The organism is Psychromonas sp. SR45-3, from assembly GCF_014163575.1.
GTDB classification, from domain to species: domain Bacteria; phylum Pseudomonadota; class Gammaproteobacteria; order Enterobacterales; family Psychromonadaceae; genus Psychromonas; species Psychromonas arctica.
On record NZ_JACJDP010000045.1, the window covers coordinates 17,966 to 31,475 of the forward strand.

Annotated in this window: 13 protein-coding genes; 10 read left to right on the plus strand and 3 right to left on the minus strand. The window is 34.4% G+C overall.

Translation table 11 applies throughout. The features are described from left to right. Positions 1 to 130 precede the first annotated feature (130 nt). From hisIE to H5084_RS17035, 3 genes are all read right to left on the minus strand, one after another. A complete protein-coding gene (hisIE, locus tag H5084_RS17025) occupies positions 131 to 754 on the minus strand; it encodes a bifunctional phosphoribosyl-AMP cyclohydrolase/phosphoribosyl-ATP diphosphatase HisIE (protein WP_182691775.1) in 624 nt (207 codons plus the stop codon). After that, positions 751 to 1,524 carry an imidazole glycerol phosphate synthase subunit HisF gene (gene hisF, locus H5084_RS17030; protein ID WP_182691778.1) on the minus strand — a complete coding sequence of 258 codons (774 nt, stop codon included), beginning with the start codon at positions 1,522 to 1,524 and terminating at the stop codon, positions 751 to 753. Before hisF ends, hisIE begins: the two co-directional genes overlap by 4 nt. A gap of 654 nt (positions 1,525 to 2,178) precedes the next feature. Continuing rightward, positions 2,179 to 2,991 (minus strand): helix-turn-helix domain-containing protein, encoded by an 813-nt coding sequence (locus H5084_RS17035; RefSeq protein WP_182691780.1) that lies wholly within the window; start codon positions 2,989 to 2,991, stop codon positions 2,179 to 2,181. Positions 2,992 to 3,066: 75 nt separating this feature from the next. Here H5084_RS17035 and H5084_RS17040 point away from each other — a divergent pair, with 75 nt between their 5' ends. The 10 genes from H5084_RS17040 (at position 3,067) to H5084_RS17085 (ending at position 13,414) form a co-directional block, all read left to right on the plus strand. Then, on the plus strand, positions 3,067 to 3,801 hold the full coding sequence (locus tag H5084_RS17040; protein ID WP_182691782.1) for a glutamine amidotransferase-related protein: 735 nt from the start codon (positions 3,067 to 3,069) through the stop codon (positions 3,799 to 3,801). Between the two features lie 31 nt (positions 3,802 to 3,832). After that, on the plus strand, positions 3,833 to 4,921 hold the full coding sequence (gene serC / locus H5084_RS17045) for a 3-phosphoserine/phosphohydroxythreonine transaminase (protein ID WP_182691784.1): 1,089 nt from the start codon (positions 3,833 to 3,835) through the stop codon (positions 4,919 to 4,921). 37 nt (positions 4,922 to 4,958) lie between these two features. Continuing rightward, positions 4,959 to 5,201, plus strand: coding sequence for a hypothetical protein (locus H5084_RS17050; protein ID WP_182691786.1), 243 nt, complete (start codon positions 4,959 to 4,961; stop codon positions 5,199 to 5,201). Positions 5,202 to 5,229: 28 nt separating this feature from the next. Continuing rightward, positions 5,230 to 5,928 carry an MOSC domain-containing protein gene (locus H5084_RS17055; RefSeq protein WP_182691788.1) on the plus strand — a complete coding sequence of 233 codons (699 nt, stop codon included), beginning with the start codon at positions 5,230 to 5,232 and terminating at the stop codon, positions 5,926 to 5,928. A 647-nt stretch (positions 5,929 to 6,575) separates the two neighbouring features. Continuing rightward, positions 6,576 to 8,282: a methyl-accepting chemotaxis protein gene (locus tag H5084_RS17060; protein WP_182691790.1), complete on the plus strand. Its 1,707-nt coding sequence runs from the start codon at positions 6,576 to 6,578 to the stop codon at positions 8,280 to 8,282. A gap of 555 nt (positions 8,283 to 8,837) precedes the next feature. Continuing rightward, on the plus strand, positions 8,838 to 10,469 hold the full coding sequence (locus tag H5084_RS17065) for a diguanylate cyclase domain-containing protein (protein WP_182691792.1): 1,632 nt from the start codon (positions 8,838 to 8,840) through the stop codon (positions 10,467 to 10,469). A gap of 545 nt (positions 10,470 to 11,014) precedes the next feature. After that, on the plus strand, positions 11,015 to 11,536 hold the full coding sequence (locus tag H5084_RS17070; protein WP_028867946.1) for a DUF2878 domain-containing protein: 522 nt from the start codon (positions 11,015 to 11,017) through the stop codon (positions 11,534 to 11,536). Positions 11,537 to 11,587: 51 nt separating this feature from the next. Continuing rightward, entirely contained in the window at positions 11,588 to 12,163 is a 576-nt protein-coding gene (locus H5084_RS17075) for a chalcone isomerase family protein (RefSeq protein ID WP_182691794.1), read from the plus strand. Further along, entirely contained in the window at positions 12,156 to 12,767 is a 612-nt protein-coding gene (locus H5084_RS17080; protein WP_259396887.1) for a DUF3833 domain-containing protein, read from the plus strand. Before H5084_RS17075 ends, H5084_RS17080 begins: the two co-directional genes overlap by 8 nt. Before the next feature lie 71 nt (positions 12,768 to 12,838). Next, the gene (locus H5084_RS17085; protein WP_182691796.1) at positions 12,839 to 13,414 is read left to right on the plus strand and encodes an LON peptidase substrate-binding domain-containing protein; all 576 of its coding nucleotides are present in this window, start codon (positions 12,839 to 12,841) and stop codon (positions 13,412 to 13,414) included. Positions 13,415 to 13,510: the final 96 nt, after the last annotated feature.

Sequence of the window (13,510 nt, forward strand, 5' to 3'; positions counted from 1 at the left end):
ACTTATCTACAAAAAAGCCGCTAAGTAGGTAGCTACTAGCGGCTTTTTTATATTTATTAAAGCTAAGAAAGTGTAATAAAATCAATAAGCTAATTACATTTTCTTATAACATTTAGTCGGGTAGTTAACTTTATTTGCTATGACGTTCTTTTAGCTTAGCAGCAACATCTGCTAATGATAAACCTTCGTTTTGTAGCAATACAGTTAAGTGATAGATAAGATCTGCACTTTCACAAGTTAACTCATCCATATCTTTTGCCATTGCAGCTAGTGCAACTTCAACGCCTTCTTCACCTACTTTTTGTGAGATACGTTTAGTGCCACGTGCATACAAACTGGCAGTATAACTGCTTTCAGGATCTGCACCTTTACGACTTTTGATCACTTGTTCTAAGTCAGATAAAAAGCTTAATGATGGTTCTAGATCATTTTTAAAACAAGTTTCATTCCCTAAATGGCAAGTCGGTCCAATTGGTTCAACAATGGCAAGTAATGTGTCATTGTCACAATCAGAGCTAATCTCAATTACATTTAAAAAGTTACCTGACTGTTCACCTTTACACCATAAACGTTGTTTTGTGCGGCTGAAAAAAGTCATTTTTCCAGATTCAAGCGTTGCAGCTAGTGATTCTTGGTTTACATAACCTAGCATCAATACTTTGCCCGATGTTTGATTTTGTACAACCACTGGCATTAAGTTATCTACTTTTGCCCAATCTAAAGACTGAAGCTGTTCTTGTTTCATTAAACTCATAAACGAATCGCTACCTTTTCTGTTTTAAGGTAAGATTTTAACTCACCAATATTTATTATTTGTTTGTGGAATACACTCGCGGCTAAAGCACCGTCGACATCTGCTTGATTAAACACATCAGCAAAATGTACCATTTCTCCGGCGCCACCTGAAGCAATTAAAGGAATATTACAAATTGCACGTGCTTGGCTCAACTGGTCAATATCATAACCACAACGAACCCCATCTTGATTCATCACATTCAATACAACTTCACCTGCACCGCGTGATTGCACTTCTTTGATCCAATCAAAGGTATTCCATTTAGTAGTAATTGTTGCATACTCATTACCGGTAAATTGCTTCACTTGATGTTGACCTGTTTCTTGATCAAAATATGAGTCAATGCCAATAACGATACATTGTGTGCCAAACTTTTCTGCTAAACGGTTAATAAGACTAGGGTCCGCTAACGCTGGACTATTGATAGACACTTTATCTGCGCCAAATTCGAGAATGCGTCGCGCATCTTCTTCTGTTTTAATGCCACCGGCAACACAAAATGGGATATCGATGACTTCTGCAACGCGGCTTACCCAACTTTTATCAACGACACGATCATCTGAACTGGCTGTAATGTCGTAAAATACAAGTTCATCAGCACCTTCTTCAGCATAACGCTTAGCAAGTGGTACTATGTCACCAACGATTTCGTGGTTACGAAATTGTACACCTTTTACTACTTGTCCATCTTTAACGTCTAAACAAGGAATAATACGTTTTGCTAACATATATCATGACCTTTTATTATTTTATTATAAATCAATTGGTTACCTGCTATTTAGTCGTAAAACGAAGTGTTTTCAGCATTCCATGTGCATACTTGTTAAAATAACACAAATAATGAGCTCCTTTTTAGTCGTAAATTATTCACTTTATATTCATCAGTATACAATCTTTCTAACCCATCTTGAATGGCTATATACTTTTTTAATAGATAAAAAAACTTACACTCGATAAAAAAAGTAATAAATAACAACACTCGATTATTTACTGAGCAGCACTGCAATATAAAAATATCTTATTTTCGAAAAAAGTCTTCTATGAGACTTATACTTAGTAAGATCAATACATTAAGCTGTTTTTTAAAATCTTTCAAATTTTCGTCACACTGTATTTTGAACAAATACGTTAGTTCTTTATTTTACGTATCGTATTTTATGCATCGTTTTTAATCTATTTCTATTATTTTTTTGTATTTCTAATTTCTTTTTATCGTTTCATAGTGTTCTTAATGTAAATGTAAGTGGTTAATTTTCACTCCTCACTTATTGTTTATAAGTACGGCTTCACTTTTTAAATTCGGTTTTCTTAATTCAATTTTTTAAATAGAACTTTAGGGCTGCTACTTATTTAAATAAACATCACCAAACGCTACATAAGAGTTACATTTCATTTTTATGGGCTTCTTTATTTGTTCTAAACTTCTGAGGTGTAGTGTTGAAATAGGATCTAAAACTGCTGATATATGATGAATCATTTTGATAGCCAACTCTATCGGCTATAGCTTGTATTGGTAAGTCTTCATCGAGTAATGATAAGGAGTAAATCAATCTTAAATGTTGGCGCCAACGAGGAAATGAAGTATTAAATTCTTTAACAAAAAGACGTGACAATGTTCGTTCTGATGCCCCCACTTTTTCTCCCCATTTCTTCAATGACCAATCTAAAGCTGGTGTATCGCTCAATTTATCAAAAATTAATTTAAGTCGCCTATCTTTTGGTAACAATAACTTAAAGGTCAGTATTTCCTCTCGATGAATTTGATCATGTAAGACAGCTAAAAGATGTGATATTTCATCTAGGTTATCTGTACTCACACATTTTCTTCTAATTTCCTGTAGTAGTTCTTTAAGGAAAGGCGTTAGAGAAATTGCTCTAATTTTCTTTTTATATATCCCGCAAAAATTTGGGTTTAAATAAATCCCCATAAATGTGGTATTGGATAGCGCAATTGATTCATGTTGAAGCGTTGCTGGCACAAAAAGAGCTGAAGTATGAGGCGCAAGATATTGGTAATCACCGGATTTAGTTTGAAGTAATCCATTTATCGGGAAAATGATTTGATGCCATGTATGTTCATGCATCGTATCCACATAACCTTTTGGCATTTCAATCACCTTAACTAAAACAGATAAATTGGGATTTGTTCTAATCATTTCGTTTGCTGAAATCTTTTGGCGGCTTGGAATGGTCATCAGTCTTAATGTCCTTATCGTGTCATTAATTTTTAAGGCTACCATAGCGATACTTAGATGAAAATAGGAGGAAGTATGGAAATTCATTTTGTCATTCATGAAGCTTTTGAGGGTAAGGGCTATCTTGAACAGTGGATAGAGGAACGAGGTTATATTTGTAGCCACACTTTACTTTATCTTGGGGAATCGCTTCCATCTAAACCATTTGATTTTGATTGTTTAATTGTATTAGGAGGGCCTCAGAGTCCATCTACGAGCAATAAGGAATACTCATATTTTGATTCAGAAGCTGAGCAATTATTGATTTCAAATTCAATTTTAGAAAATAAAGCAGTAGTTGGTATCTGCCTTGGGGCTCAACTTATCGGTCAAGCTTTGGGGGCTAAGTATGAAAAGAGCCCTGAAAGAGAGATAGGTTATTTTCCTATTCAGCTAACTAATGAAGGTCAAAATGACGAATTATTCAGTGATTTTAATTTATCTGAACTAGTGGGTCATTGGCATAACGATATGCCTGGATTGACTGAGTCAGCTAAAATATTAGCAATCAGCGCAGGTTGCCCAAGACAAATTATACGTTACTCGGAATTAGTATATGGGTTTCAATGCCATTTAGAGTTTATCAAAAAGGATTTACCGCTTCTGATAAAGCACAGTGGAAATGATTTTTCTATCCAAAACAATAGTCGTTTCATACAAGACAAGTCAGAAATATTGAAAATATCAACAATTAAAATGAATAAATTATTGGGTAAATTTATGGATAATTTGATGATGGCCTATTCCAATAGTCGAATCGCAGACAATTAAATTTAAAAGAGATAGAGGTACAAGTAAATATATGAAACAAAACTATAACTTTTGCGCTGGTCCGTCAATGATCCCTAATGTTGTTTTAAAGCAAGTTCAGGAAGAGCTTTTAAATTGGAATAATAGCGGTAGATCTGTCATGGAACTGAGTCATCGTAGCCCTGAGTTTGCATCCATTGCAGAAAGTTCAGAAAATACGTTAAGAGAGCTTATGAGTATTCCTGATAATTATCATGTCCTTTATTGTCACGGAGGTGGTAGCGGACAATTTTCAGCAATACCATTAAACTTGATTGAAAAATCACAATCAGCTGATTATGTAGTTAGTGGTCATTGGTCAGAGCTTGCAGCCGCTGAAGCAAGTAAATATTGTCATGTTAACGTTATTGACATTAGGCATAACGTTGAGGGGAAAGACGCTCTTTTATCAGCCAATGATTGGCAACTTTCTGATAATGCTTCATATCTGTTCGTTTGCCCAAATGAAACGATCAGTGGGTTAGAGATACATGATTTACCTCAAACAGATAAACCAATTATCGCGGATATGTCTTCTTCAATATTATCCCGGCCGCTAGATGTCGCTAAATATGGAGTTATATATGCGGGGGCTCAAAAAAACATAGGCCCAGCAGGCTTAACACTGGTTATTGTTCGTGATGATTTATTAGATAAAGTTAAGCGTACTGTCCCTGCTATTTTTGACTATAAAACTTTGGTAGAAAAGTCTTCAATGGTCAATACTCCTCCGACTTTCGCTTGGTATATAGCAGGTCTCGTATTTAATTGGCTAAAAAATATAGGTGGGATAGAAGTTATTTATAATACTAACCTTGAAAAAGCTAAATTACTCTACGAAGCCATTGATCAATCTAGTTTATTCATCAATAACGTTCATTCTGACAACCGGTCGATAATGAATGTAGTATTTAACTTAGAAAATAAAGAAATAACCCACCAATTTATAGAGCGAGCAGATAACGCTGGTTTTTATGCCCTAAAAGGACATCAATCTGTTGGTGGTATAAGAGCATCGATTTATAACGCAATGCCGTTAGCTGGTGTTCAATCACTGGTGCAGTTTATGAAAGATTTTGAAAAAAACATGGGCACTCAATAATGAGAAATATTAACAGTAAAAAATAAGGATAGAATGAATGAAATATCAAGTTGAAATACTATTAAATAGTAAACTTCTTTTCAAAGTCGATATAGATAATGTAAATGAGGAGAAAAGAGAAGAGGCTTTAAAGATACTACTGAGCAAATTTCCTGTTAATTTGGGGTATCAAAGGCATGTGTTACATGCAGACAGTGAAGCACGTTACCTAAAAAGTACAAATAAAGGAATGGAATTACTAGCGACTGTGCCAGTCTATGAATCTCTAGGGTTGCGTTGATATTGATTAAGATAAAAAGGAGTTAACGATGTTAGTGTTGGGTAAAGTAAATTCTGTTTTAGTTGGTAAATCACAGCCATTTGCTAATGGCTCTAATAGCGCAATAAACAAAAAATTAGTCATTGAACGTCAATACGTTAGCGTGTTAGGGCTCATCAATGATGAACAAGGAGACCATCGTTTTCATGGCGGAATCGAAAAGGCAATTCATATTTATCCTAAAGAGCATTATCAACATTGGATGAATGAGATAGGAAATAAACCTATTCTGCAAAAAGAGGGGGCTTTTGGTGAAAATATTAGCTCCGTGGGATTAACTGAAGATACTATTTGTCTCGAGGATAAGATCCGTATTGGAACAACTATTTTGCAAGTTTCTCAAGGACGAATGCCTTGTTGGAAACTCAACATTCGCTTCGATCAAAGTGACATGGCCCTAAAATTACAAAGTACATTAAAAACAGGGTGGTACTTTAGAGTGTTAGAACCAGGGACGATAGGACAAGGTGACGAAATTTTGCTTTGTGAGCGACCATACCCTGATTGGCCTTTAACAAGAATAATGGACTTAATATTCTCAGGCAGCCTTAATAAAGCTGATCTTAATCTGCTTTTAAAACTTCCCTTGGTCGATTCATGGAAGCGATTAGTAGAAAAGCGAATAGAAAGTAATTGTTTAGAAGATTGGACTTTCAGACTATTTGGCTCAAAAGGCCCCTGTAAATAACGCTATGTAAGTGTGGTTTCAAACGTAGTCTTTAAGACTGTCTTTGAACGTAATCATAAAACGATTTAAGACCATTTTAAATTTCTTATCGGCGTCATCCATTTCTTCAGTGCCCTATAATTGCAAAATGAACCCTCTTTTTCGCTGACTTATCTGTAGGGGTCACAATACGTTTTTTGATAGTTTTAGTCTCACACTGCTCAATGACTCAATGACATTGGTGTATCCCCGTCTGAGTACAAACTAGATTGAACATTATCAATATTCCAACAAACGATATATCGATTATGTTTTGCTGGGTAAACTAAAGGTCTTACACGAAAAAGGTATAAAAGCAAACTGGTGAAATTATTAAAAGTTGGTCATCTTACCGAAGTGTTAGGGGATATTTCTTTGACGTTATTCTCTTCGACTCCACCGCATTCATTCACAAAACATTCATGTCATTTGCTCGGTGTTTGTTAGCATTATGGATTGTTAACTTTTCTCACAAACCAATGGAGAGTATTGCGGAAAGAGCCTTGCAATCAAATAAAAAATAAAAGTGAGACCTAGTAGCTAAATACTAAAAAGTTCTAAGGTACAGCTTGTTGAATTCTTTTTTTGTGCTTAGATGTTATCTGTAATAACATCTTTGGGGCTGCAAAATGACAATAAAAAAACAGTTAATTGCTATGTTTGTGATGGTCATGATATTGATCGCCGGTGCTATCTTATTTGAAAGTTTAGCAAACGATAAAAATGATGAACAAAATAAATACAGTAATACACGTTATCTCTCTTATATTTTGGCTAATGAATTTCGATTGACATCAGCTGATTTAACTCGCCTTTGCCGGACTTTTGTCGCAACTGGAGATATGCAATATTGGGATGCTTACTGGGATGTCGTAAAATGGAGAAATGGAGAAATTAAACGTCCTAGCTTTGTCAATAAAGCGCTGTTTCCTGGAGAACGTAAAAAACAAAGTGACATTATGAAGGAGTTAAACTTTTCCGAGGCAGAGTTTAGTCTACTTGATGAAGCATCTAAAAATTCAAACGCCTTGATTGCGACAGAAACCCAAGCAATGGAATCAGTTAAGCAAAATAAAATTGTTGACGGGCCTTTCCAAGCTTTACCAAATGAGACTGTCAATGAATTTGCTTTGCGTATTGTATTCAATAGTAATTATCATAATGAAGTAGAAAAAATAATGGTTCCTGTTAGATCATTTTTTACTTCGATAGATGATCGAACAAATTTAGAATTAAAATCTTCACAAGAAGATGCTTCATTTTGGATAGAAATGAGTTTATTAAGCCAGTTTTTAGTTGCGACTTTAATCGTTTTACTTATCTTCTTTATTGTACAAGTATTATTTAAACCGTTAGAACGCGCGGTAAATGCGATGCTAAATATTGGTGAAGGAGAAGGTGATTTAAGTCAGCGCTTAGATGAAAAAGGTAACAATGAAATTTCTAACTTAGGAAAAGGCTTTAATCTTTTTGCTAATCACATACAAAATGTTGTTATTGAATTACGCCATTCTATTGAAGATGTTGAAGCCTCTTCAATACAGCTAAGTTCAACAGCAAGTATAACCGATCAGTCTGTAGCAGAGCAAAAAAGTGGAATTCAACAATTACTCGTGGCTCTAGACCAAATACTACCAGCGGTGCAAGAAATTGCACATAACGCGATTTTAGCCGTCGAACAGGCAAACCTATCTGATAGCGCTGCATCAACAGGCCTTAGTGTCATTAGAGAGGCAATTAATAATATTAATCTATTAGAAACGGATATAGAAAACGCTTCTATAGTCATTAATACATTGGCAGATGATTCTGATAATATTGGTTCAGTTTTAGATGTTATTCGTGGCATTTCCGACCAAACCAACTTATTGGCGCTTAACGCTGCTATTGAAGCAGCTCGAGCAGGTGAGCAAGGCCGTGGTTTTGCTGTTGTTGCGGATGAAGTGCGTACCTTGGCAAAACGAACACAAGATTCTACGTCTGAAATTCAAAAAATGATTGAAAGACTTCAAAAAGGTGCTAAAGAAGCTGTTCAGGTTATGGAGTTTAGCAAAACAAGAACGACAGCATGTGTTCAGAATACTGATGAAGCGGGAAATTTTTTCGGGGAAATAACAGGTTCAGTCGCTTCTATCACTCAAATTAATCATCAAATTGCAGCGGCAACAGATGAACAAAGTACCACTCTTAAAGAAATACGTTGTACTGTTGAAACCATCAATGAGCATGTAGAGCGAACAGCAGAAGGATCTAAAAAAACAGCAAACAATAGTCAACACACAACACAATTGTCGGGGAAAATAAAATCATTAGTTAATCAATTTAAAACCGAATAATAATTATTAATAACCTTTAGATTGTCTTTGTACTAGCTAAGTTAATAATCCTCTCTTCTCATTGAAGTAATTTCAGAGAAGGGAGGAGGACAGAGTATTTAAAATAACTTACCGCACTTACTTTTAAAATATACGATTAATTAACTAGAGTCAGTACGGCTAATTACAAACCTGACTTACCTTACGAAAGTAAAGTAAAGTAAAGTAAAGTAGTTTGAATTGATTTTGCACAGCAAAGCATTATCGATACATTTGAGTTCGCACTTTTCCGTATTACAGGGAAATGCTGATGGACAAAGCTAACAATCATCTAACTGACCTAATATTGATCAGCTACTTTGTTATATTCAGACATTATTTTGGATAGTTAACACTCATGGATATGTTGAACCAATAACATTCGTTGATATCCAGACGTGCTATGAAAAATGGCTATATGGCGTTGCTTTCTAGTGGTAATAATTTTAGAACAGTTCAATTTATTTGTTGGCATTCAATTTTGTATTTTGAAATCATAATATACAAGCATCTCTCTCTATAACTGAAACGAGTAAAATGGAAATAATTAAGCAATCACTTCAACTTAAACTCATATTGATAATGACCAGCCTATTTATCATAATCGGTCTAACTGATTTTATAGTGAAAGAGAAAGTTATATACCCTAGTTTCTATAAAATAGAGCAACAAGAAGCGAGTAAAAATTTACAACGTGCAACGGGTGCTATTGATAGATTGTTATTAGATATTTCACACCGAACAGATGATTGGTCCTCATGGACAGACACTTTTGAATATGTTCAAAACCCGACAAAAGATTATGAAGATAGCAATTTAGTCGACGCAACGTTTACCTCTTATCAACTACAATTAATTTTTCTACTTAACAACAAAAATGAAGTTGTCTGGGGGAAAATATTTAGTCCAGATTTTGAGAAAGAAGTTGAACTTTCAGCATTTAATGAAACAAAGCTCCCTGATAATCATCCAATGTTACAATTTGAAAATGTGAACAGATTGACAGCAATAACAGGCGTTTTAACCACTGAATACGGGCCGATGCTGATAGTATCTCGACTTATTTACAACTCAGATGAAGTTGGCCCAAGTACTGGAACATTTATTATGGGAAAATTTCTCACCACGAAAACATTAACAGAATTAGCCGATCAAATTCAAATCCCATTCAAAATTATCTTACCTAGCGACATTACATTTAACCCAATATCAACGGAGCTAAATAAACATAAAGATAAATATATTGAAACATTTGAACATGAGCTAAAAGCGTATGCAGGATATTCAGATTTTTTCTCAAAAAAAGCATTTATCATCGAAACTCAATTTCCAAGAGATATCACCGAAAAAGGAATATCAGCGCTTAGATTTAGCTCGACTATAATGATAATAGCAAGTCTTATTCTCCTTATAATGATACTGTTTTTTCTTCGCCAATTAATTTTAAATCCAATGTTACTAATGACAAATTTTCTCCATCAATTAAATAAACACAGAGACTTCAATGCACAAGTGCCGATTAATCGCTCGGATGAAATTGGTATATTAGTAGATGGTTTAAATGACATGTGTAAGACAATTGCAGAGCAAACAAACCTCTTAGAAGGAATTAATTCGAAACTTGAAATTGACTCATCAACAGATGCATTAACCGGCATTGCAAATAGGAGAGCTTTTGATAGAGCGTATTATAGATACTGGGCTATGAGTTTCAGAGAACAAAAAAGTTTCGCATTAATTATCGCGGATATTGATTTTTTTAAATTATATAATGATACCTATGGTCATCAAAAAGGAGACATCAGCCTTAAAGGTGTGGCAGAAGGTATTTCGCAATGTTTAAGAAAAAATGATTTTGTCGCCAGATACGGTGGAGAAGAGTTTGTTTTAATTCTTCCTAGTACTAATTTAGAGGGGGCAAAAAAAGTAGCGAAAATGGTAATTGATACTGTTGAAAATCTAAAAATACCTCACAAAAATTCTATTGTAGGTAATACTCTGACTATCAGTCTAGGAGGAGCAGTGACTATTCCTACGCAAGAACTTTCCGCTGAAAAGTTTTTTGATATTGTTGATAAAATTTTATATCAATCAAAAGAAAAAGGCAGAAACCAAGCTCATATTATTCAAGTAGAAAATTATAATCGAGAAACAACAGAGTTACTTTAATGGGACATCGCTGCGAAGGTAATCCCTACATTTTAGATAGTTGGCTGACGAACTTTCTCTCGAAACTGATATTAAGAAAATTATTAATTACGATTTATGCCTTTTACAATCGTAATAGGCATCACACAAGTTTGGAAATATATTCTAGAATATTGCTCTAAATTTCTTTGCCACTGCATCTATTCATATTTGTAAAGGTTTATAAATCTTAATAAGTCTTTAAGCATTGTCCCCATCATTATTTAAATTAATGTCGCATTAATGCTCAGTTCGCACACATGAGGCGCTATTATTTACCTAAATTTTTCAATGGCTAAAGCCTTATACTAGTAAAAATATTGGCAACCAATCTGTTTATAAACAGTTGGTTTCAGCTAATTTTTGAAGATGATTACCATGAGAATTATCTTTACGATAAAAGCCCTTCCTTTTATAGGTGAGAATCAACAGCTCAAACACTACGATAAATAAATCACTAGGAGAGATCTAAATCTAGTTTAGTTTCGTATTAACTTTCATGCACAAAGAGATGGTTAGGAGTTAACATGTTAGTGAATATGATCGGATTTAACTTTGCTTGGTTTGGTCTCGTATATTGGGGCAATATATTTATACCGGTTGCGCTACTGATGTTAGCTATTCATTTACTGCTTCTATCTGATAATAAAAATGAAGCTAAACTCGTTTTAGTGATCACCGTAATAGGTGTGTCAATTGACTCACTGCTTAATTACAGTAATTTCTTCATATTTATGGGGTCGGGTTATACACCTTTCTGGTTAATTGTACTGTGGGCGTGTTTTGCAAGTACGGTTTCACATAGTTTATCTTTTTTAAAGCATTCTAAATTATTACAAGTCAGTGTCGGATTCTTAATTGCTCCTCTCAGTTATATTGTAGCTGGAGAGAAGTTTAATGCCGTCGATTTTGCCTATCCAATAGTTGAAACATATATAGTGCTCGGCGTTATTTGGGCTTTATTATTCCTTATCATATTTTTATTAAAGTCACTTTTATTTGTCACAAACAGTAATGATTCGGTTGAACCCCTAATTCACAATCAATAGATGTTTTTACTCAACTGAAAACAGATAAATCTAAAGATAGAGAGTATCCAAATGTTTAAAATATGCAGGAATGTTGGATTGTTGTTTTTTTCATTGTTGTTCATGAATGCGATTAATGCAGAAACTAATATTGATCACAACAATACACAGTGGCCAACAACATTGTCATCTTATCAACAACAACATGAGTTGAAATTTGTAGGCAATGCTGTTTATTCAGTATTATTTTGGGACTTGTATAAAAGTCAGCTATCAACATCATCAGGTCAATATTCACAATTATCTAGTCACGATGATTTGATATATAAAATTGAGTATCTAAAAGATGTGTCTGCAGTAGATTTAGTTGAATACACGATTGAACAATGGCAACACTTGGCAATAAATGAACAACAATACAAGGACTATTTACCACAATTAACTGCTATTTGGCCGAACATCAAAGCAGGTGATAGTTTGGCGCTAGTGGTGCAAAACAACTCAAGTGCCTTTTATTATAACGGTGAATTGTTAGGTGCTATGACCGGAGAACATTTCGCTACTTTATTTTTAGATATTTGGTTATCAAAAAATACCAGCGAGCCTAAATTACGAGCTCAATTGTTAGGGAGAACAGTTAATGATTAAGTTTAAAAAAGCAATGAATCAGTCTAGAAAATCGCGACTTAAATATAAAAAAGTTACGTCGGTTGCTTTAGCGTCTGTTTTTACATCGACACTACTAATGAGTTGCTCTGCAAACATAGAAGATTACCAACAGCAGAGTAAAGAATTTGACCTGAAACAGTATTTTAATGGTGATTTGATTGCCTGGGGAACATTGCAGGATAGAAGCGATAAAGTAACGAGGCGTTTCTGTGTTGAATTATCTGGCAGATGGCAGGGCGATAGCGGAGTATTAGCAGAAAAATTTTATTTTGATGATGGTGAAATTAGTTACCGAAATTGGTTGTTGACTAAACAACAGGATGGCAGTTATTTAGGCTCTGCTGAAGATGTGATTGGCACGGCGGTAGGTAAGCATCAAGGTTTTGCTTTCCAACTGCAATATACATTAGCGCTGCAAGTGGATGAAAGTACTTATAATGTAACAATGAATGATTGGATGTATCAATTAGATGAATATCGAGTAATGAATAAAACTGCAATATCTAAGTTTGGTTTTAATGTTGCGAATGTGACGTTGTTTTTTGATAAGCAATTGCCCGTTAAAAAGTGTCAATTAATCTAGAAAAAGACGATCTGAAAAGAGAAGTATTTCTTGTAAGATGATTAAAACAAAGGTAACAAATAGGTACATAAATGCACAATAAAACAGTTAATTTACCCCTTTTTCCACTGAGCATTTTTTTGCTACCAGGTGGCATAACTCGCTTAAGAATCTTTGAAGCGCGTTATTTGAAAATGGTGAGCTTAGCAACAAGTAATGGGGGCTTTATTATCTGTCCTGATGTAGATAATAAGTCAGAACAGTTGGCTATTTGGGGAAGTTTGGTTGAAATTATAAATTTTGATCAAGGTGAGGATGGCGTATTAGAAATAGATGTAAAATGTAAAACGTTAGTACAAGTGAATCAGGTTGAACAAAATAAAGAAAAACTTCACTTTGCTGCCGCTGTTCCTATCAAACACTGGGCGGAAAATGAATCTTCTGCGCCAATCCCTTTATTAATGGATTCGTTAAAGTCGTTAGTAGAGAGTAATGAGTTATTGAAAGATTTATATGAACATAATTTACAACTTAACCCTTATTGGATTGTGGCAAGGTGGATTGAATTATTACCGATCCCCTTTGATGTTAAAAACTCGTTCATTTATGAATCCACTTATATTGAAGCAGAAAAGCTAGTCAGTTCGATCATTGCAGAACAATTATAATTATTTGATGCTGCTAACTGAGATAAGTTACTATATAAAAACCTTCATAAATTACTTTAATAAATGGCTACGACATTGAATTAAAGAATTGAATTA